Below are 18,661 nucleotides of genomic sequence, written 5' to 3'. Positions count from 1 at the left end.
GGGGTCGTCCCGCGCCGAGGGGTGCCGTACTCCTCGGCGCGGTTGGTGCTCGGGGGTGTGACGGTAGCGCGGGGCCGCCGTCACACGCCTGCGGTTTGCGCCGGTGCGCCCGCCCGCTGGCGGGGATCGACCGGCACCGGTCACTCCTCGTCGGGCTCGTCAGGGAGCGGGACCTGTCCGTGTACCGGCTCGACGGGGGGCAGGCCCTCGGCCCCCTTCGGCTTCGCCGGCTGGCGCCGCTGGGCCGGCTTCGTTCCGGGCCTGTCGGTGTCCGGCTCGGCGGCCGGCGCGACAGCGGCCGCCAGGGCAGCGGTCAGCCGCTTCTCGCGGGCATCGGCGGCGGTCACCAGCCGCTCGGCGGCGGCGGCCTTCTCCTCGGCGAGCCGGACGGCCTGCCGGGCCTCGGTCAGGGCCTGCTCCTTCTCGGCGAGCTGGGCGGCGAGCTGCTGCTGAGCTGCCGTCGCGGCCTTGGCCTCCTCGACGGCAGCGAGCCGCGCGGCCTCGGCCTCCTCGACGGCAGCGAGCCGGGCCGCCTCGGCCCGCTGTGCGTTGGCCTTCTCGGCCTCCGCCTGGTGCTCGGCCTCGCCCTGGGCGAGCTCGGCGGCCCGCCGGCGCCGGTCCGCTTCCTCCGCACGCTTCTCGGCGGCGGCCTGTGCCTGGGTCGCCGCGGCGGCGGTCGCGGTGGCGGTCGCGGCAGTGATCTCGGCTGCGGACCGGGCGGCCGCCTCCTGCCGGTGCCCTTCCTCGGCGGTCTGCTGCCTGGCCTCCGCCATGGTCGCCCGCTGCTCGGCACCCGCCTGGGCCCGCAGCGCGGCGTCCCGGTCCCGCTCGGCGTTCTGCCGCTCGGTCCGGGCCTCCGCCTCGGCCGCCTCCGCGCGAGTCCGCTCCCGCTCGGCGATCTCGCGCAGGGAGGTCGCGGCGGCCGCGGCCTGCTTCGCCTCGGTGGCCTCTGTGCGGGCCTGCGCGGCGGCGGCCTCGGCGGCGGTGCGGGCCTCGTCGGCTCGACCGCGGGCGGCCTCGGCCTCGACCCGGGCCCGCTCGGCGGCGCCGGCCTTCTCCACCGCCTCGTCCCTGTCCGCCACCGCCTGACGGGCCGTCGCCTCCGCCTGCTCCTGCAGCTCGCGCGCCCTGCGGGCCTCGGCCTCGGCGGCCCGCTGCAACTCCTCCGCGCTGGCCTGGGCAGCGGTCGCGGCGGCGGCCCGCTCCCGCGCGGCCGCGGCCTGGGCCTCCGCGCTGGCCTGTGCCGCCTGGGCAGCGGCGGCCGCGGCGTTCGCGGCCGCAACGGCGTTCGCGGACTCGGCGCGGGCCGCCGACACCTTGGCCTCGATGCCCTGCGGGTTCGTCGCGGCCTGGATCGTGGTCTGCAGGTCGCCGACCACCTGGGCCATGCGCTTGCCCAAGTCCTCCGCCCGGATCAACTGGCCGGGCAGACCGGGGGAGTTGGCGAGCCGCTGCCGCTCCGCCTTCGCCTCGTTCTGGCACGCCTTGTTGTTGTCGGTGCAGTACTCCGGCGGCCGCCCGGTCGGGTTCGGCCGGTCCTTCGGGATCGACCGCCCGCACCACCCGCACGGCTCGCGGTAGTAGCCGTACGGGGCCTCCTCGTCCACCAGCACGGTGCCGTCCGGCCCCGTCTCGCCCGCGTCGTCCTCGGGCTGCTGCTGCTCGGTCATGCGCCTGCCTCTTCCTGCTCGCGCCGCCCGGTACCGGGCCGGACCACCTCCGGGTGCGGGGCACCGATCGTCCCGCGCCCCACCCTCCTGTGCGAAATCACTGCCGAACCCCTCGATTCTAGCGTTTCTGGATTACTGTTTCTAGTAATCCAGAAACTCCAATAAGGCGGAAACCCCGGTGATCACTGCGGTGGGGTGTGGGGCTGTCTTTCATCCGCCGGCCTCACCCCGGGGGCCTGCACAAGATCCACAGTTTGTACCGTGTGCACGGTACTCGGCCCTGGGATTCTCGGGGCACTGCTCCGGGCTGTCCTGCCCCCTCGACCTGTTCCCGTCGGCCTGGGTGGCCGGGGCTGGCGCTCGGGGCGGCTTCGCCGGCGAACCTGGGCTGTCCTTATCCCTCGCGGGTCCGGGCTGCCCTGACAGCTCGCTGCGCTGAGCGTACCGCACCTGACCCGGGATCAGCTGCAGGATTCACCCCTGCGTGTCACGCCGCCGTGCGGGCCGCGGCGAGCTCCTGGTGGACGTGCTCGCGGGCCTCGGTCCACGCCGCCATGGACTGCCCGCCCCGCTGCCGGCGCGGGTACCCGGGCAGGGCCAGGCCGCCGAGGGCAGGGTTCGGCAGCATGGTGGCGTCCGGGTCGTACAGGCCCCGCTCCACCGCCCACCCGGCCCTCGCCTGCCGGTCACTGGTGAGCCACCCGAAGGTGATGCGCTCGGCCTCGTACAGGCCGGCCCGCCACGCGCCGCGGCCGAGGGTGCCCAACCGCCGCGCCACGGCGTCCAGATCGGCCGGGAGGCGGGTCCAGCGCCCGGCCCGGTCCCGGGTGACCAACCGGGCCGCCACACCCCTGTATAGGTGCTTGCGGACGGCCTGGGGCGACAGGCCGGTGACGGTGCAGAGCTCGCGCGTCGTGGCGCCTCCCAGCGGGATTTCAGAGATGATCAGTCCTGCAGTGTCGCCGAGGCCCTGCCAGTCGAACACATCGTGGGCCCGGAGCTGGACCTGAGCCTGCAGACTCCGGTGGGTGGGTGGCTGGGGGGGAAGTACTAGTGTCCCATTCGGGACTGATGTGTTCTCAGAGGTGGAAGGGGAGGCGGTGGCCTCCTGGGGTGCGGTCAGCTCGTAGGTGCGGCCCTGGGTGCTGACGTCGGCGAGCCGGAGCCACCCCCCGGCCTCCAGTACCGGGATCACCCGGTGCACCGTGGACTTGCTCATGCCCGCGGCAGTTGCCCACGAACGCACGCTGCCCCGGAGCTCGATCCGGCCCGTGGCCAGGGCGATACTGGCCAGGTAGGCCACCAGCTGCCGGGCGTGGACGCCCTGACGGCCCGGCCACCCGCGGCGGTACATGGCGGCCAGTACCGCGTCCACCCGGTCCTCGACCACCGCGGCGGACAGGGCGTCGTCCTCCTCGGGTGCCGGCTCCTGGTCGCCGACCTGCAGTCGGCCGGCATCCCAGAACGTCAGGATCTCGTCCGTCACCTTGTCGGCGTCGCGCCGCTCGAACCGGTGGGGCCGGCCTTCGGCGAGCCCTTCGACCCGGCACGGGCAGTCCGCGGAGTGGGACCTGCGGGCCCGGTCCCCACCCATGTACCGCGCGTCCCGGCACCGCTCGGCGAACTGCTGGAACGTCCAGCCGTGCCGAATGCACACGATCGCCAGAGCCATCAGAAGCTCGGAGCGCTTGGTGCTGCCGTAGTCGGCCGCCACCGGCGCCCGGGTGCCCTCGATCCATCCTCGCTCCCACCGCCGAGGCAGCGGGCGGCGGATCGTCAGGGCGTCCTCGGCGGCGGCCTGCTCCTGGTCGAGCCGGCGGTGGGCCCACTCCCGATCTGCCTCGGTGACGCCCGCCGCCTCGGCGAGCCGCGGCCACACGCCGGCGCTGTTGCCCTCCTGCAGTGTGGCCAGGGCCTGCAGCTCGTCCCCCACCACCTCGCTGCGGCCGCCGGCGCGGTGCGGCGACAGCGGCGGCCGGATCGCGCACAGCCTCGACCGCGACAGCGGGGCGGTGTCCACCACTCCGTCCGTGAGCCGCTTCAACGCCCGGCCGAGGGCCACGGCCTCGGCCGGCTCGACGCCCTGGGGGAACGTCAGCAGGAAGTGGGTGCGCTCGCCCCGGCCCGTCGAACGGGTCTCGGCGAACCGGGCGCCGCCGGCCTGCAGCACCGCGCGCACCTGCTCGCGGGCCTGCGGCACCGACCGGCCGGCCTTGCCGTCAAGGTCCACCGCGATGGTGCGGAACCGCGCGTCCCCGTGCTGCTCGCGCACGTAGACGGCGTACGGCTGACGCTCGGGCAGGTTCTTCGGCCAGGCCCGACCGTCGTACTCGTTCTCATGCCGACCGTTCCGCGTGCGGCGGGCGACCCTCAGTCGGGCCGTGTCTCCGGCCAGCGCTCGCGCGAACGCCAGTCTTAGGGCCGATTCCTGGGAATTGATCAGATGTTCGAATTGCGGGGCGGAATTGTCGACAAAGAGACCCCCTTTTGACACACCGGTGCCAGGGATGGGGCTACCGCCGCCGCTGGTCTGCGCTACGATTGCAGTGCTCCAGGGCGTAAAAGGGCGCCGGTCGGCCTAGGAAACCAGCCGCCGTCTGAACCGTCTTGGTCGTGTAGGGGAAAACTCAGCTGTGTGGTGTGGCTACCGGGAAAGCTGAGACCCCGTGAAGGCTTCGGAGACCCACCCTCGGTTAGGAGCCGAGGGGCAGAGAGTCCGAGGCCGGGCCGGCTATGACATGCTCCCCGCCTCCTCGTGCTGGCGGGCCACCGGCCGCTGACGCTCTATCAACGTCTGCAGGGCCGTACGCACGACTTCCGCACCCGACACCCCCATGGTCTCGACCAGCTTTTCGAAGCCGGACCGGAGCGGGTCACCGGGGGCGAGTCGCACGGCGGCAAGGATCGGCTTTTCCGGGTGGAACTCACCGGACCTTCCCCGCTGCTGTCGTCCTCGTGGTGCTGCCATGGTCAAGATCCTAGTGTCTCCGCCGATTGTGATGCACAACTTTTCCGGTGTGGCGTGACCTTTTTTTCGGTACCGGATTGACGCGCGCCCCCCTTTGGGGGATTTGCCCGATTGTTCGACCGGCGGCGGTCAACTCCGGTGCCCTACCCGTTGGCTGACGGCTCCCCCTGTGTCTCCTTCGCCTCGTCGGCCTCGGCCGTCTCGTCCACGGCCCGCTCGAACGGTGCCCAGCACCGACCGCACACCACCGGGCCGTCCTCCCACGACTTCGGGGTGACCTGGAGCGTCCGCGGCGTGGGGCACCTGCAGCGGACGGCGAAGCGGCGGCCGGCCCGCTGCTGGCCCGGCAGCACGGGCGGCCGCTCGCCGGTGCCGGTGCCGTCGTCGCCCGCCCCGGTGCGGCCGGTGAGGTAGGGGAGGGCGGCCGCGTCCAGCGCGGCGATCGTCGCCCGGTACCGCTCGGCGGTGGCGTCGGGCAGCACCATGAAAGCCCACCCGTGACGGCGGCTCAGACCAGCCTCCGGGGCCTGCAGCCCCAACTCCTCGGCGAGCTCGCGGAAAACGCCGCTGTGGTAGCGGTCGTTCGACATGTCCCGGATTCCCCGGGCGTGGGCGAGCGCGTGGGCGCCCTCGTGCAGCAGCACCGCCAGCACCGCGCGGCCGCCGGACCGGATCAGCTCGCCGGCCACGAACAGCTCGGCGGCCCGGCCGGTCGGCTCGCTCGGCGCCACCCACCGGCCGGCACCAAAGTGGCCGAGGCGGTCCCCGCCGTGCTGCCGCTTCGTGCCGGTGATCATCACTACCGGCCGGATCTGCGGGTGCTTCTCGCGGATCGCCTCCCATGCCTCTTCAAGGGCGCCGACGATCGCCGACCCGTGGCCGCGGACGGCCTGGTGCTCCTCGTCCTCGGCGGCCTGGTGCTCGACGTCGCCGGGGCTGGCGGTCACCGGGCGAGCTCCTGGGCTCGTGTGATGGCGTCCTGCGCGGTGCGGGGGCTGATCCCGTACCGGGCGGCCACCTCGGCGGCGGTCACCTCGTCGCGCTCGCCCCGGACGGCGGCGGCGAGCTCGGCGGCCACCTCGGCGGCCCGCTCCTCGGCTGGCCGCCGCCTGGGCTGCTTGTTCTTGCTGCCGGGGATGCGGCCGCGGTGGGCCGCCTTCCGGTCGCGGCGGGCCTCGGCGGCGGCCCGGGTCCAGAACCGCCGGCCGGCCACCTCGGTCCCCTTGTCCATCCGTCCGTCCGCGGCCTCGTCCCGCACGGTGCTCGCGCTGACCCCGGCCACCGCGGCCACCTCGGCGTCCGTCAACAGGTCGTCGGGGTGCTCGGGCGGGTCCACCGGCAGCTCGGGGACCGGCTCGCCCGCGAGGAACGCGCGGGCCTGCGCGACGTCGTACAGGACGGGGCGCTGGCTGCCGGGCAGCGGCTTGACGGCCTTGGCGAACGCCGCCCGCCTCTCCTTGTTCCGGTTCCACGTCGGCACGGACACCCCGGCGAGCTGGGCAACGCCGGACACGTCGATGGCGTCGCGGCCATGCTGGATCATCGGGGGCAATCTCCTCGGTCGGCGGCTGGCGCGCTCGGCGTCGGCCTGGTGCTGGTGGTGAGCGTACGGGGTGGGCGGCGGCGCCGGCGGCCGCCGCGGCCGGGCTAGACTGGCGGTGCTTCCTGGCCTTCGGGCCGTTGGTGGGAGCAACCGGGCCGGTGGATGCCGTCACCCCTCGCGGGGTGTCCCACCGGCCCTTCCCGTGCACTGGACGCGCGGCGGCCGCTGCCGCGCGCGGCGGCAGCGGCCTGGGCCGGCGGGCGGGCGGGTTACGCCGCGGCGTGGTGCTCGCTCAGCTCCACCTCGGCGGTGAACAGCGCGCGGGCGGCCACGAACAGCTCGTCCGGCTCGATCCCGTGGGCCTGGGCGGCCTCGACCAGCGCGGCCAGCAGCGCGGCGCACTGGTCCAGCCTCATGGCCTGCAGCATGGCGAGGCTGTACCGAACGAACTTCTCGCCGGGCGGGGTGGTGGTCATGATCTCCCGTGCGGCGAACCACAGTTGGGTGCTGGTGATCCGGTCGCCGGTGAGGTGGAACAGGTCGGCCACCAGCGCGCAGAAGTCGCGGCGGGCCTGCTGGGCGGCGACGAACCGGCGGGGGCCGGTGGCGGCCTGCAGCGCGGCGGTTCCGTGCTGGATGCGCTCGCCGACGCTGAGCGCCAGCACGTCGTCCGGCGCCCGGTCGTTGTAGGTGGCCAGGGCCAGGGCGGCGCGCTCGCCGGGGACGGTCTCGAACATGGGCATGGGCTTCCCCTTCATCGGGTGCTGTTGGTGGGGGTGGTGCGCCGGCCGGGCTGCGGGTGCCGTTCCCGCGTGCTGGCCGGGGTCGTGGGGCCCGGGGCCGACGTCCTGGTGAGCGTCGGCCCCGGGGGTGGTGTCAGGAACGCCGCTGCCGGGGGAAGGGGAGGCGGCGGGCGGCGGCCTCCGCCGGCTTCGACCGCGGGGCGCCGTCCTGGCAGGGAACGTACGAGAGGCGGGGGGCCTCCACACCCGGCTCGTCCTCGACGGCCGCCGCGGGCTGGCCGGCCTCCTCGTCCTGGTGCTCGTCGCCGGACCGGTCGGCCTCGTCGTCGGCGGGGTCCTCGTCGTGGTCGTCGGCGGCCTCGCGCTGCAGGACGACCAACCGCCAGTGCCGAAGCTCGATGTACTCGCCGGGCTCGTCCACCACGAAATCGGCGTCGGTCATCTCGTGGTCGCACTCGTCGTTGGTGCACCGGTAGCCGGTCCCGTCGGCGGTGGCGGCGTACCGGCCGGTGCCGCACTCGCCGCACACCACGTACGTCAGCTCCACGCCGAGGGCGCGGTACGCGCGCCGGGTCAGGAAGTAGTGCGGGAACCCGGTGTACCCGCGGGCGACGGCGGTTCGGTACAGGCGGCCGCGGTTGTCGCCGACGTACACGTACCCCTTCTCCAGCAGACTGTCCAGCGTGCGGCCGCCGAGGCCGGCGGGCAGCTCGCCGAGGCGGTTGCCCACCGCCTCCTCCATGGCCACCTGCTGCAGCGGGGTCCGCGCGGGGAACTCGGTCTTCTTCACGGGGGATACTCCTTCGATCCGTTGGTGGGACGCTCGGAAGGGGTGCCGTTCCCTCTCCCTTGCGGACTTTTAGAATACGGCATTTGACGCTCACGCGCTAGTCGAATCGCCCGTTTCGCTGCGAGATTTCGCAGGTGGGGCGGCGTGTGAGCGTCCGGGCACTCCTCACCGGGGGCCCGTTCGGATTGCGGTCCGAACGGGCCCCCGCGGGTGGCGTTAGGCCGCGGTGGCGTACTGGGCCGGGTCCTCGCGCAGTGCGGCCAGACGTCCGCGCTGGTGGCCAATTCCCAAGTGGGCAAGTGGAGTTGCTGCGTTCGGCCACACCTGGGCGGCGCGCTTGGTGTACTCGCCCGGGGTCAACAGGACCACCTCGGCGGCGCCCGTCAGACCCAACTCGGCTGCCTGCCGCTGCAGTTCGGGGACGGTGACGGCGCCGCTGTCGCGCCACGTGTGGTCATAGGGCTGCACCACCTCGTCCAGCCGGAGGAACCCGTGGCGGGCCGACAGCACCACCACCACGCCGCCGGCCGCGGTGAGCGCGTCCGCGGTACGGCGGGCGAGCCGGTGCAGACTGCCGGTGTAGATCCGGCCGGCCTCGGCGGCGGTGGCGAGCTTCGCCCCACTGCAGGGGATGACCACGACCCGGGCGGCGGCCGGCTGCAGCTCGGCCTCCTCCTCGGCCTCGACGGCCGGGGCCTCGAACGGGAGCGGCAGCTGTTCGGCGTCGCTGGCACCGAGGGCGGCCAGGGCCCGCGCCGTCCGGCGGGCCTGGGCGGCGGCGAGCTCGCGGGCCTCCTCGGCGGCCGCAGCGTCGGCGGCGTGCGCGGACTTCATCAGCTGCTCGGCCTCGGCCGGGTCGTACGCCTCGCCGATCTGCACCCATCCGTACTGGGCGATACCGCCGGCGATGGCCGCCACCTGGTCCCACGGGGCGAGCTCGGGGCGGGCCTCGGGGTAGGTGCGGGCGGTGTCGCTCTCGGCGGCCAGCACCTCGACCACCACGCGGAAGGCGGCAGCGCGGAAGGCGGCGGCACGGGCCCGGCGGTCGCTGGCGTCCATCCACTCCATGTGCTCCTCGGCGGCCACGGTGCGCGACCACGCGCCGTAGGTGCGGGCGGCGGCCGTCGCCAGCTGCTCGGCGTAGTCGGTCACCCGCGGGAGGGCGGCGACGAACCGGGCCACCGCCTCGGCCGGGCCGTGCACGGTGACCACCCGGGCCTGCCGCACGGCCCGGTCCTCGCCCGCGTAGGTGCGGTGCCACCGCAGAAGGGTGCGGACCTCGACGCCGAACGCGCTGGCGAACTCGCGGGCGGCGTCGGTGCGGGCGGCGCCCTTCCCGCCGGCGGCGGCGAACTCCACCCGGGTCTCGGCCCCGCCGCGGCCGTCCAGCTGCAGCGGAGCGGCCGTCAGGTAGGCGCCGAGGCGGCGGGCCCGGCGGGCGGCCCGCGCGGTGCCCCACCCCTCATCCCACAGCGGCCGGACGACGCCCGGGGCGGTCTCGCAAGTCCTGGTCTCCGTCACGGTGGGCTCCTTCGCTTGGTGGGATCGCCGGGTGTCGAGTGCCGTTCCCTTCACCCTTGCAGGCTTTTAGTTTACGGCAATAGACGCTCATCGCGCAAGCTCGCGGGGCCCTCGATTTCGGTAAATCTGCAGGTGAAATGGGGTCTTGCACGGCCGAGGCCGGGTCGTGACTGGTCGTCACGGCCCGGCCTCGGCGCTCGCCCGGCGGCCGGTCAGATCGGCCGGCCGTCGCAGGTGCGGTACCCCTCGGGGTCGGGGTGGATGCCGTAGCACTCGTGGTCGTCGCCCTGGTCGGCCTCGTCCGGCTCGTCCGGCTCGGTGGCGTTCAGGTAGGCGATCTGCTCGGGGGTGTACTCGTGGGACACGGGGTTGCCCTTCGGTGGCTGGGTGCGGATGGCGGGGGGCCAGGGCCCGGGGGCGGCGTCCGCCCCCGGGCCGGCGGCGGGTTACGCCGCTCGCGCGTACAGCCCCTCCCACCGCGCGGCCTCCTCGGCCTCCTTGCGGGCGATCTCCTGGCGGTGCTTCTCCGCGAGGATCTGGGCCTGCCGCAGCGCGGAGTCCCGGGCCTGGAACACCTGCTGCAGGGCCATGCCCTCGGTGCGGGCGGTGCCGCGCGGCCCCGGGAAGTGCACGGCGGTGTAGTCGCCGACCAGCACCGTGTCCCACAGTTCGGCGTGCCACCCGCTGCCGACGGTCAGCAGGATGCCCAACAGCTCGCCGGACTGCTGAAAGTAGACCTTGGTCCCCTGGGGGGCCTGGCCGGTGGGCGGCAGAACGTCCGTGACCCACTCCCACCCCTCCAACTCGGCGGTGGTCATGGGCACCAGCGTGAGGGGAACCGACTCCTCGGTGAAGTGGCCGGGCTGGTCGCCGGCGCGGAACTCGCGCACCTCGGCGGTGCGGATGGTCTTGGCGATCGGGGCGTATCGGGGGTACATCGGGGGCTCCTTCGGTTGGTGGGAGTTGCGCGGGGGGAGGGTGCCGTTCCCTCTCTCCCTTGCAGGCTTTTAGTTTACGGCAATAGAGGCTCATCCGCAAGCCTCTCCGGTGGCAATTCTGCAGGTCAGAGCCTGTTTCCCGTTCCTTTCTCCACCCCGACGGGGCGGGCCGTCGGGCCGCTCGGCCGGCCGTCGTCCTTGACTCAAGGGGTGGGGCTTCGGGGGTTCCCTCGTTGGGCGGCCTCACGGTGGGGCCGCAGGGTGGTGGGGTGCCCGGGACCGGGCGCCCCCGGGGCGCCCGGCCTGGACGGGAGTTTCGTGCGGTGCGCGGAGCGTGCCGAACGAAAGTCCTGGCCAGGTCTGCCCGGGTTCCCCGCCGGCCTGTGGCAGGGTGCGGAGGGCGTCCGACGAGGGAACCCCCGTGCACCGACCCGCACCACCCACCGACCGGCACACCCCAAGATCACCGGGGCCTCCCCCTCCGCAGGGTGGCCCGCCGGGGGCAAAATCGGTGACCCGCGCCCGCCGCACCCGGCTGCCGGTAGGCACCAAGAGCGTTCACCCGGTGCGGAGTTGACGGCCCGCTGGTCCTCGACCACCCGGCCGTGCCACGCTGGGCGGGTGCACGGCGAGCGGGCCCGCGCGGCCGCCGACGGTGCCGAACCACCGACCACCGGCGAACGCCACGGCGAGCCGGCCCAAACAAAGGATATCCTTTGATTCCTAACGAGACTTCCCGATTCACGGTCTGGATTTCTTTTTCGGCCGCGGCACTGCTGGCGAAAATGTCTCAGCAGCACCGGAGGGAAGAAGCAGAATTCGTCGCGGATCTGATCCGTAAAGGCGCTGACAAGAGGGCCGCTCGAATTGCCGGGGTGGCCGAGCGGGCCGAGCGGTGGCCCTCGATGGGCGCCGTCGTCGCCGAGGCCGTGGCCCTGCGCCTGGCCGAGGCGGACCTAGCCGGCCCGTGGGCTCCGCTGACTGATGCCGAGGCGGCCCGGCTGTCGCTGTCGGGTGCCTGGCCGGGGCCGCAAGGGATGGACGGGCACCTGGTGCAGCGCCACTACCTTCTGCCAACTCCCCTGGTGCAGTGCCTTCGTAGGGCCTCGTGGCGAGTGAGTCAGGACGCCCTCGCGGAGCTGGAACGGCGCAAGCTGGTGGGCCGGTTCGCCGATGACCTGTCCGAGCAGCAGGAAGGGGACCGGCAGCGGCTGGGGGCGGCGGTCTACTCCCCGGGGCGGATCGTGCGGGAGGGCCTGCGCCGGTACGGCCCGGTGCCGGCGGCGCCCGAAGATGCCGAAAATTAAAGGATATCCTTTGATTGTTCCGGCTTGCCCGGACACATTTTTGGGCCACCTGGTAAACGTCGGGAAACTTCCCGTTCGTGTTGCTGACCCGTCGTTGCTCGTGTATTTGTATAGCGTGGTCGTAATTCCCATGGAAAGGGGTTCTTGCATGGCCACTGACCCGATTCTGCACGCCGCCCCCGACGGCCGGCACACGTACCGGTCAGAGCTCGCGCCGGACCACCTGCTGACCCGCAGTCAGCTCCGCGCCACGGGGCTGTCCGAGGCGGGCCTGAAACCGGCCGGCTGGCTGCACGTGAACGTGTTCCACACCGTGTGCCCCCTGTACGACCCGGCCGGCGCCCGGCCGATCCGGTCGCTGACCGACCGGCAGCGGGAGGCCCTGGCCCGGGGCCGGCTGCTGGCCGGGACGGTGCCCTGCGCGGAGTGCTCGACGGCCCGCGTCCGCTGGCGGGAGGACTGGGACGACACGCCGGTGTGCGACGGCTGCGAGCTGCCCCGGCGCCTGCGCCTGGACGCCGAGGCGGCCGCCGCTCGACGGGCGCACGCCGCCCGGGTCGCCGAGGACAAGCGGCTGGCCTCTCGCTGGGCTCGGCAGCTGCTGGACCTGGTGGACGTGCCGCGGCTGCCGCTCGACGGGCCGGCCGGGCTGCTGCCGGTCGTCCTGGACACCGAAACCACCGGCCTGGACGGCTACCTGGTGGAAGTGGCGGTGGTCCGGCTGGACGGCGTGGTGCTGCTGGAAGAACTCGTGCACCCGCAAATCCCGATCCCGCCCGACTCGACGGGCATTCACGGCATCACGGACAGCATGGTGGCGGGGGCGCTGACCTTCGGGCAGCTGCTCCTCCGGCTGGCCGCGGTGCTGCAGGACAGGCAGGTGCTCATCTGGAACGCCGCCTTCGACGTGTCGGTGATCCGGCGCGAGCTGGGCCGGCTGCACCGCGCGGACGGCGGGCTGGCGCTGAGCCGGCAGGGGGTGGACGGCTGGCTGGGCCTGCACCTGCCGGACGCCCTGGTGGAGTGCGCCATGACCCGCCACGCCGAGTGGTGGGGCGCCTGGGACAGCTGGCACCGCTCCTACACCTGGCAGAAGCTCACCGGTCCGCGGGGGCAGCGCACGCACCGCGCGGCCGCGGACTGCCATGCGGTGCTCCACCAGCTGCGACTCATGGCCAACGACGACGGAACCGACGGAGAGGTGATCTGATCATGGTGCAGGTACGAGTGATGGGCGACGACGCCGCCAGGGTGCGCGACGTCCTGGCCGTGCTGCTGCCCTACCTGGAGAGGTGCCCGGACCTGGTGCTGGGCGACACCACCGAACTGGGCCACCGCGGCGGTGGCGGGCGGGTCGTCTTCGACCTGTCGTTGCCCCGGTCGGCGGCCGGCTCGACCACGGCCGGCTCGCCGGCCGACGACCCGCCCGGGTCGGTCTGGGTCCGCTCGGAGCGGGCGGACCGGGCGGCCCGGCCCGCCCGCCAGGGCCTCGGCGGCCGCCGCCGCGCGCTCCCGCCCGGTGGCTCGCGGTGAACGGTGCGGCGCCCGCCCCGGCGGCGGGCGCCGCTTCCCCCCTCCGTCGGCGGCAGCATCCTGGGGAATCGGTGAGCTGCACCACCGAATGCGCGCCGCCCGGGAGGGCCGGCCGCGGACACATCGCTAAGGTGCCACCTTCGCCCCCCACCCCCACCAGCCATGTCACTGCCGTTCCGTCACGGCGGCCGGCCGCCCGCGGGCCGCGCCGGTGGTCTTCGGCGCCCGCGCACCCTCGACTCCTCCCGACCGCGGGCGGCCCTGCGCTAGCCTGCTGGTGCAGCCACCGCCGGAAGGGGCCCACCATGGCGCGCATCGCATTCGACCCGGAAGAAGCGGCCGGCCTTCGCCGCGCGGCCGCCGCGGAGTTCACCACCGCGCCCGCGCTGGCCTACGTCCTGGAGCGGCTGGCCGCCGAGGGCATCGACCTGGACGGCTGCGTGCCGTGGGAGACGCTGCAGGCCGAGGCCGGGCTGACGGACGACGGGGGCGCCCGCGTTGCCTAAGCACGCTGCCGGCGGCCGTCGCGCCGTCGTCACCTTCTCCGCCGAGGCGGCCCAACAGGTGCGGGCCCTGGAGCGCAAGGAAGCCGTACGGCTCGATGCCGCGCTAACGATCATCGCCGCCGACCCGCTGGGCGCCGCCCCGCCGATGGCGGCCGCGCCGGTGCTGCGGGAGTTCCGCGGCGGCGACGGCTCGCGGGTGATCTACTACGCCACCGTGCTGGGCACGGTCGTGGTGGTCGCCTACCTGGAGGCGTGACCCGCACAGCTCGACGGCCGGCCCCGGAGTTCCGGGGCCGGCCGTTGTCGGTGCGCGTGCTGGTCAGCTCGTGGGCTTGCGGTACAGGACATGGGGGAACGCCCCGGGCTGGTGGGTGTCGCCGCGGTGCTCGCCGGTCTCGGCGTCGGGGAAGCTGACGGCCAGGGTCACCCGGAACTCCGTCAGGTCCACCCGCGGGCCCGGCACCCGGGCAATCTGCATGCTGTGGATCTCGGCTGTAGGGGCCTGGCGGGCCCACTCCGCGGCGGTCTGCAGGGCGTCCGCGGGGGTGTTGCCGGCGGCCACCACGGCGGTGTACGCCACCACCGACACGTCCGCCTCGACCATCGACCCGCGGTCAGGCATCGACCGGACAGCGCCGGCGGCCCGGATGACGTCGTGCTGCAGGGCCTTGGCAACGGGGTGCGGGCCGGCCACGTCGGCGACGACGGTTCCGCCGGTGCTGGCCTGGGCGGGGAGGTTGTTGCTCATCTTGCCTTCTCTTTCTGCTAGTTGGTGTTGTTCCGCGGGTCGCTGCAGTTGCGGCACAGGTCGGTGTGTGGGGCTTCGGCGGTGAGCTGCTGCAGTCGCTGGAGTCCGTCCAGCCGGCGGGTGGCCCGCGCCTCGACCCGGGCGGCGAACGCGTCGGGGTCGCGCCGCTGCTGCCACCGCCAGTAGGCGAGCCGGAGCGGGTCCAGCACCAACCGCCCGGCCGGACTCCGCCGGATCGGCCACCATGCGGTGAACAGCCACCACGCCCACGGGCCGGCGAGCCGGCGGGGGATCACTGGGGCGTCTCCTTCTTCCGGCGCGTCACGGTCACCGGCCGGCTGGTGGACCACCCGGCGGCCGCCACCAAATCGTCCGGGGCGGCGTCCGGCTGGCGGCTGAGACGGCATGTCAGTCCGGTGGCCGGGGGGCGGCGCTGGAATCCCCATGCCTGGACGTCCTCGCCGACGACCTGGGCGAGCGCGAGCGTGGCCGGGTTGGTGTCGCTGAGCCACAGTCCGTCAGGGCGGACGTGCACGGCGCTGTTGCCGACGACAAGCGCGCACCCCGGCCCCCAATCGGTGCCCTCCGCGCGGGCCGCGGTGATCCGGTCGTCCCGTGCGGCGAGCCACGCCCACAGGTCCACGTACCCCTGCGGGGTGATCCTGGGCGGCGTCACCCCGGCCCACTGCGGTGCCCACCTCGGGCACGGCAGCGGCTCGGCCGCCGGGCCGGCCTTGGTGGCGAACAGCACGCCCGGGGCGGGCCGCGGCCCGGCGTCGGGAAGGTCCGCCGCCAGCACGGACCCGTACAACAGGCCGTCGTACTTGTCGTGCCCGCACACCACCCACGGGTGCAGTCCCCCGAGGGTGAGGGGCGCCACGATCACCCCGCCGGGGGCGAGCTGGTCCAGCCACCGCGGGGAGAGGCCCGGGACGGCGGCGGTCACCAACAGGACGTCGTACGGGCCGCGGTCGGGGCGGCCGTCGAACAGCTCGCCCACCACAGCGTCTACGGTGCCCGCGGTGCGGCCGGCGGGGCCGAGGGCGGCCCGCACCTCCTCGACGTCGGCCAGGGTCGCGTGAACGCTGGTGACCGGGTGGCCGGTCCACTCGGCGAGCTGCAGGGCGGCCGTCCCGGGGCCGACGTGCAGCACGTGGTCCCCCGGGCGGATGAACTCGGCGAGCGACCGCGGCGGCTGTCCCGCGCCACTGGCGGTGACGGCGCCGCCGCGCACGGCGGGCAGGGGGTGGGGGGTCATCGTGCCTCTTCTCTGCGCAAGGGGACCGGTCCGGCCCCGTGTGCCGGCTGGGGAAGCTCGGCGGCGGGTACCGCCGTCAACGTGAGGACGTCGCGGTTCCGCAGCGTCCAACTCCTTTGGCACGGAATGCCGTTGGCGATCCCGTGAAGGGCCACCCGTAGCTCCTCGACGTCCGCGGCCCAGAGGTGGGCGGCCGTCCTGCTGAGCGGGGTCATCAGCACCGTGTACGCCCGCGCGGTCCGGCGCATCGACCGCATGGCCTGGTCCGGGGTGGCCACGGGCGGGGACTCCACCCGCTCGTACTCGGTCCCGTCGGGCTTCGTCCGGGTTACCCGGAGCACGATCCCGCCGGGCACCGCCGGGAGGATCGGCAGCAACGCCGCGGCGGCCGTCACGGCTCCGCCCGGTCCGGCGTCATCGGGAGGTCCGGCCGAACTGAGGACCGCTGGAGTTTCACGGTCAGCAGGTACTCGGCATCTCCGCCGTGTACGGCCAGGGTGTAGGGCTCGCCGACCGCAAGCCGGCGCCGGACGTGCTCCTGCTCGCTCTCGTCGTCCAGCCAGGCCAGGACCGGCGCCGCGAACCGCGGGAACTGGGCCACCAACTGCTCGGCCCGGAGCTGCAGCCACCAGAGGGCCAGGACGTTGGTCCGCGGTGGAGCTGCCCGTGCGATCTCCACGAACTCGGATCGGGGGGCGAACCGCGCATAGGTCGTGCACTCGTACGGGCCGTCAACCACGGACGGCGGTTGCGGTGCCGAGTCAAGGCGCTCTAACTCGTCCAGCACAGGGGGGCTCCTCGCGGTGGTGGTGCTCCTGGTGGTGCTTGTGGTCGTGGAACCGCCCCCGACCGCGTGTTGTGGACACGGGCGGTCGGGGGCGGCCGCGGCACGCGGGGGGATGCGTGCCGCTGAGCCGGCCCGGGGTCGCGGGGGACGACCACACCGGGCCGGCGGTCTAGGCGGCCGTCGGCGAACTGGTGCTGAGCTGGGCCCACGCCACGGTCCCGCCACGGGCGGGGTGGTGCCGGCCTGCCGCCAGCACGCACGGCAGACCACGGCAGAGTCGCGTTCCACGCCCGCTCTCGGCAGCTTCGTCAACCGGCCTCGGCGGCACCCACCGGCCGGTGTCGCGGACGGCGACGGACAGACTCCCGACCCCGAACACCAGCTTCACTGTCACGGTGGAACTTCCGCTGTGCTGCACTGCGTTGCTGACGAACTCGGAGACGACCAACAACAGGTCGTCCAGCACCGGGTCCGGCATCTCGCGGAACTCGCCGAGAGTGCGGGCCAGGGCTCGTATCTCTCGTACCGTCCGGGGCTCGGCAGCCATCGCGCACAGCACGGACAGCGTGGGCCGGGCAGCGAGCGCGGAGCGCGGCCGCGGCAGGGCCGGAACTGGTTTCGGCTGGTCAGCTAGGACGCCTTCGGCCGGGTAGTGCGTACGCACGTACCCCCCTCTCGCTGCACGGGCAGAGCGGACCCCCCGCCACCAGAGCACTACACGCGGTAGCGGGAGCGTACTTAGATTGCTCCATGCAATCCCATGGCGCAAGTGCAAGACTGGAACTGACCAACCTTTCACCCGCTCCGCCCGTGCTCACAGACGTTGGAGAGGTACCGTGCCCCCAGCTCGCCGCGCCCGTAGGGCAGACTTGCAGAACGCAAACACGCGCAGGGGCAGGGAGGGCCGTGTGACCGAGACAGGTGGACCGACCGTGCGTCGTCGCACACTGGGCACCGCCCTGACAGAGCTGCGGGAGGGCGCCAAACTCCAACAGAAGGACGCCGCGGCCGCGCTCTCCTGCTCAACCTCGAAGGTCAGCAGGATTGAACAGGGCAAGGGCCTCATCAAACCGATGGAGCTCCGCACACTGCTCGACCTGTACGGGGTCACCGACGAACACACCCGCGCCGGCCTGCTTGACCTCGCGCGGCGGGCCGCCGAAACCGGCTGGTGGGAACAGGCCGAATACGAGTCGATCATGCCCGCCGGCTTGGGCGTGTACGTCGGGCTGGAGAGCGACGCCCGCACTGTTCGCGCATGGGAACTCGGGTGGGTCAACGGCCTCTTGCAGCATGAGGATTACGCGGCCGCCATCCTCGCCGGCGGCCGCCCCGTGCCCGCTTCGACCGCCCGCAGGCTGCTTGAGGTACGCGGACGGCGGCAGAGTCGCCTCCTCGCCGATGATGATCCGCTGGAACTGTGGGCAATCATGGACGAATCAGTGCTGATGCGACCCATCGGCGACTCGGCAGTGATGGCCAACCAGATCAAGCACTTGCAGATAATGGCTGAACGCCCGAACGTGACGGTGCAGATTCTCCCGCGAACCAAGGGGATGAATCCGGGACTCCGAGGATCGTTCACAATTCTCGAATTCGCCCCGAACGAATCGCCAATCGTCTATGTCGAGTCCCCAGCTGGAAATACATTCCTGGAGCGCGACCACCAGGTGAGAAACTTCCGCAACGATTACCACCACCTGACGGCAGGCGCCATGGACCCACAGGAAACCATGGATCGCCTGCGTGAGGCCGCCAAGGAGTACGGATCATGAGCAACGAAAACGGCTACAACGTCCCCAACGTGGACCCCGAAAGCCTCGAATGGTTCATCTCGGAAGACAGCGGCGATCAAGGGGCCTGCGTGGAAGTCGCGCACCTTCCCTCCGACGTCGGCGGCGTGTTCCTTCGGCACTCCAAGGAACGAAGCAGCTTCTACTACTTCGACAATCGGGAGTGGGCGGCGTTCCTCTCCGGCGCCAGGAAGGGGCAATTCGACCCGCCGGCCTCGAACGCCTGAAAGCCACACAAAGGAAGGGCCGACCTGGATTCAGGTCGGCCCTTCCGCCTTGCTGCAGCCGGTTACTTACCGGCGACGGGCCCGCGGGGTGCGCTTCGGCTGGGTCCGCTTGGCCTTGGTCGCGGTAGCTGTGACTTCCTCCGCTGCAGGGTCGGCCACCACTTCTTCCTCCTCGGCGCTGGTCTTGGCCTCGACCTGAGCGAGCCGCGCGCGAAGCACGGAAGCTACTCCCGCCTCGGCCTGCCGGCGGAGCTCGGTCACCTCGGCCTCGGCGGCGTCGGCCCTGCCGGCCTGCTGCTCGGCCTGCCGGCGGAGCTCGGTCACCTCGG

Annotated in this window: 24 protein-coding genes; 7 read left to right on the top strand and 17 right to left on the bottom strand. The window is 73.2% G+C overall.

Translation table 11 applies throughout. From position 1 onward, the window contains the following. Positions 1-140: 140 nt before the first annotated feature. The 10 genes from ABT238_RS33890 to ABT238_RS33845 all read right to left on the bottom strand — a co-directional run bounded on the left by ABT238_RS33890 (position 141) and on the right by ABT238_RS33845 (position 10,173). Positions 141-1,670, bottom strand: coding sequence for a hypothetical protein (locus tag ABT238_RS33890; RefSeq protein WP_350803449.1), 1,530 nt, complete (start codon positions 1,668-1,670; stop codon positions 141-143). Between the two features lie 487 nt (positions 1,671-2,157). Continuing rightward, positions 2,158-3,942, bottom strand: a complete 1,785-nt coding sequence (locus tag ABT238_RS33885; RefSeq protein WP_350803442.1) for a helix-turn-helix domain-containing protein — start codon at positions 3,940-3,942, stop codon at positions 2,158-2,160. Positions 3,943-4,401: 459 nt separating this feature from the next. Further along, a complete protein-coding gene (locus ABT238_RS33880) occupies positions 4,402-4,638 on the bottom strand; it encodes a hypothetical protein (RefSeq protein WP_350803437.1) in 237 nt (78 codons plus the stop codon). Between the two features lie 143 nt (positions 4,639-4,781). Continuing rightward, on the bottom strand, positions 4,782-5,585 hold the full coding sequence (locus ABT238_RS33875) for a hypothetical protein (RefSeq protein ID WP_350803433.1): 804 nt from the start codon (positions 5,583-5,585) through the stop codon (positions 4,782-4,784). Further along, positions 5,582-6,181 (bottom strand): DNA-binding protein, encoded by a 600-nt coding sequence (locus ABT238_RS33870; RefSeq protein WP_350803428.1) that lies wholly within the window; start codon positions 6,179-6,181, stop codon positions 5,582-5,584. Before ABT238_RS33870 ends, ABT238_RS33875 begins: the two co-directional genes overlap by 4 nt. A 269-nt stretch (positions 6,182-6,450) precedes the next feature. Then, positions 6,451-6,924, bottom strand: coding sequence for a hypothetical protein (locus ABT238_RS33865; protein ID WP_350803425.1), 474 nt, complete (start codon positions 6,922-6,924; stop codon positions 6,451-6,453). Positions 6,925-7,057: 133 nt separating this feature from the next. After that, complete coding sequence (locus ABT238_RS33860; protein ID WP_350803422.1) at positions 7,058-7,714, bottom strand: hypothetical protein; 657 nt, start codon at positions 7,712-7,714, stop codon at positions 7,058-7,060. Between the two features lie 216 nt (positions 7,715-7,930). After that, entirely contained in the window at positions 7,931-9,235 is a 1,305-nt protein-coding gene (locus ABT238_RS33855) for a DUF6884 domain-containing protein (protein WP_350803417.1), read from the bottom strand. Positions 9,236-9,447: 212 nt separating this feature from the next. Further along, entirely contained in the window at positions 9,448-9,600 is a 153-nt protein-coding gene (locus ABT238_RS33850; protein WP_350803410.1) for a hypothetical protein, read from the bottom strand. Between the two features lie 81 nt (positions 9,601-9,681). Then, positions 9,682-10,173: a hypothetical protein gene (locus ABT238_RS33845; protein ID WP_350803403.1), complete on the bottom strand. Its 492-nt coding sequence runs from the start codon at positions 10,171-10,173 to the stop codon at positions 9,682-9,684. Positions 10,174-10,889: 716 nt separating this feature from the next. Between ABT238_RS33845 and ABT238_RS33840 the strand changes: the two genes are divergently transcribed. The 5 genes from ABT238_RS33840 to ABT238_RS33820 all read left to right on the top strand — a co-directional run bounded on the left by ABT238_RS33840 (position 10,890) and on the right by ABT238_RS33820 (position 13,775). Further along, complete coding sequence (locus ABT238_RS33840) at positions 10,890-11,480, top strand: hypothetical protein (RefSeq protein WP_350803398.1); 591 nt, start codon at positions 10,890-10,892, stop codon at positions 11,478-11,480. Positions 11,481-11,628: 148 nt separating this feature from the next. Continuing rightward, positions 11,629-12,690 carry an exonuclease domain-containing protein gene (locus ABT238_RS33835; RefSeq protein ID WP_350803394.1) on the top strand — a complete coding sequence of 354 codons (1,062 nt, stop codon included), beginning with the start codon at positions 11,629-11,631 and terminating at the stop codon, positions 12,688-12,690. 2 nt (positions 12,691-12,692) lie between these two features. Then, positions 12,693-13,013, top strand: coding sequence for a hypothetical protein (locus ABT238_RS33830; RefSeq protein ID WP_350803387.1), 321 nt, complete (start codon positions 12,693-12,695; stop codon positions 13,011-13,013). Positions 13,014-13,318: 305 nt separating this feature from the next. Beyond that, entirely contained in the window at positions 13,319-13,519 is a 201-nt protein-coding gene (locus tag ABT238_RS33825) for a hypothetical protein (RefSeq protein ID WP_350803384.1), read from the top strand. Beyond that, complete coding sequence (locus ABT238_RS33820; protein WP_350803379.1) at positions 13,512-13,775, top strand: hypothetical protein; 264 nt, start codon at positions 13,512-13,514, stop codon at positions 13,773-13,775. The genes ABT238_RS33825 and ABT238_RS33820 overlap by 8 nt, the downstream gene beginning before the upstream one ends. A 63-nt stretch (positions 13,776-13,838) precedes the next feature. Here ABT238_RS33820 and ABT238_RS33815 read toward each other — a convergent pair whose 3' ends face one another. From ABT238_RS33815 to ABT238_RS33790, 6 genes are all read right to left on the bottom strand, one after another. Then, entirely contained in the window at positions 13,839-14,267 is a 429-nt protein-coding gene (locus tag ABT238_RS33815) for a hypothetical protein (RefSeq protein WP_350803374.1), read from the bottom strand. A gap of 17 nt (positions 14,268-14,284) precedes the next feature. Continuing rightward, positions 14,285-14,563 carry a hypothetical protein gene (locus tag ABT238_RS33810; protein WP_350803368.1) on the bottom strand — a complete coding sequence of 93 codons (279 nt, stop codon included), beginning with the start codon at positions 14,561-14,563 and terminating at the stop codon, positions 14,285-14,287. Beyond that, positions 14,560-15,525, bottom strand: coding sequence for a hypothetical protein (locus tag ABT238_RS33805; RefSeq protein ID WP_350803363.1), 966 nt, complete (start codon positions 15,523-15,525; stop codon positions 14,560-14,562). Before ABT238_RS33805 ends, ABT238_RS33810 begins: the two co-directional genes overlap by 4 nt. After that, on the bottom strand, positions 15,522-15,920 hold the full coding sequence (locus ABT238_RS33800) for a hypothetical protein (RefSeq protein ID WP_350803359.1): 399 nt from the start codon (positions 15,918-15,920) through the stop codon (positions 15,522-15,524). The genes ABT238_RS33805 and ABT238_RS33800 overlap by 4 nt, the downstream gene beginning before the upstream one ends. Beyond that, positions 15,917-16,204 carry a hypothetical protein gene (locus ABT238_RS33795; protein ID WP_350803355.1) on the bottom strand — a complete coding sequence of 96 codons (288 nt, stop codon included), beginning with the start codon at positions 16,202-16,204 and terminating at the stop codon, positions 15,917-15,919. Before ABT238_RS33795 ends, ABT238_RS33800 begins: the two co-directional genes overlap by 4 nt. Positions 16,205-16,481: 277 nt before the next feature. After that, a complete protein-coding gene (locus tag ABT238_RS33790; protein WP_350803351.1) occupies positions 16,482-16,976 on the bottom strand; it encodes an ATP-binding protein in 495 nt (164 codons plus the stop codon). Between the two features lie 244 nt (positions 16,977-17,220). Here ABT238_RS33790 and ABT238_RS33785 point away from each other — a divergent pair, with 244 nt between their 5' ends. Both ABT238_RS33785 and ABT238_RS33780 read left to right on the top strand, forming a co-directional pair. Next, positions 17,221-18,087: a helix-turn-helix domain-containing protein gene (locus ABT238_RS33785; protein ID WP_350803347.1), complete on the top strand. Its 867-nt coding sequence runs from the start codon at positions 17,221-17,223 to the stop codon at positions 18,085-18,087. Further along, positions 18,084-18,332 (top strand): DUF397 domain-containing protein, encoded by a 249-nt coding sequence (locus tag ABT238_RS33780; RefSeq protein WP_350803341.1) that lies wholly within the window; start codon positions 18,084-18,086, stop codon positions 18,330-18,332. Before ABT238_RS33785 ends, ABT238_RS33780 begins: the two co-directional genes overlap by 4 nt. A 66-nt stretch (positions 18,333-18,398) precedes the next feature. On the opposite strand, the gene ABT238_RS33775 is transcribed toward ABT238_RS33780, so the two are convergent. Next, positions 18,399-18,661 (bottom strand): hypothetical protein (locus ABT238_RS33775; RefSeq protein ID WP_350803338.1); only part of this gene is annotated, 263 nt, incomplete at its 5' end.

The organism is Kitasatospora sp. NPDC001527, assembly GCF_040298605.1.
Lineage (GTDB): Bacteria > Actinomycetota > Actinomycetes > Streptomycetales > Streptomycetaceae > Kitasatospora.
The sequence above is the reverse complement of the archived record's forward strand: the minus strand, read 5'-3'. Positions and strand labels throughout refer to the sequence as shown.

Bases quoted from the DNA above. Each gene is read 5' to 3' on its own strand.
- ABT238_RS33805 (WP_350803363.1), bottom strand. From the start codon at position 15,525: ATGACCCCCCACCCCCTGCCCGCCGTGCGCGGCGGCGCCGTCACCGCC.
- ABT238_RS33830 (WP_350803387.1), top strand. From the start codon at position 12,693: ATGGTGCAGGTACGAGTGATGGGCGACGACGCCGCCAGGGTGCGCGAC.
- ABT238_RS33845 (WP_350803403.1), bottom strand. From the start codon at position 10,173: ATGTACCCCCGATACGCCCCGATCGCCAAGACCATCCGCACCGCCGAG.
- ABT238_RS33780 (WP_350803341.1), top strand. From the start codon at position 18,084: ATGAGCAACGAAAACGGCTACAACGTCCCCAACGTGGACCCCGAAAGC.
- ABT238_RS33835 (WP_350803394.1), top strand. From the start codon at position 11,629: ATGGCCACTGACCCGATTCTGCACGCCGCCCCCGACGGCCGGCACACG.
- ABT238_RS33880 (WP_350803437.1), bottom strand. From the start codon at position 4,638: ATGGCAGCACCACGAGGACGACAGCAGCGGGGAAGGTCCGGTGAGTTC.
- ABT238_RS33815 (WP_350803374.1), bottom strand. From the start codon at position 14,267: ATGAGCAACAACCTCCCCGCCCAGGCCAGCACCGGCGGAACCGTCGTC.
- ABT238_RS33865 (WP_350803425.1), bottom strand. From the start codon at position 6,924: ATGCCCATGTTCGAGACCGTCCCCGGCGAGCGCGCCGCCCTGGCCCTG.
- ABT238_RS33870 (WP_350803428.1), bottom strand. From the start codon at position 6,181: ATGATCCAGCATGGCCGCGACGCCATCGACGTGTCCGGCGTTGCCCAG.
- ABT238_RS33825 (WP_350803384.1), top strand. From the start codon at position 13,319: ATGGCGCGCATCGCATTCGACCCGGAAGAAGCGGCCGGCCTTCGCCGC.
- ABT238_RS33890 (WP_350803449.1), bottom strand. From the start codon at position 1,670: ATGACCGAGCAGCAGCAGCCCGAGGACGACGCGGGCGAGACGGGGCCG.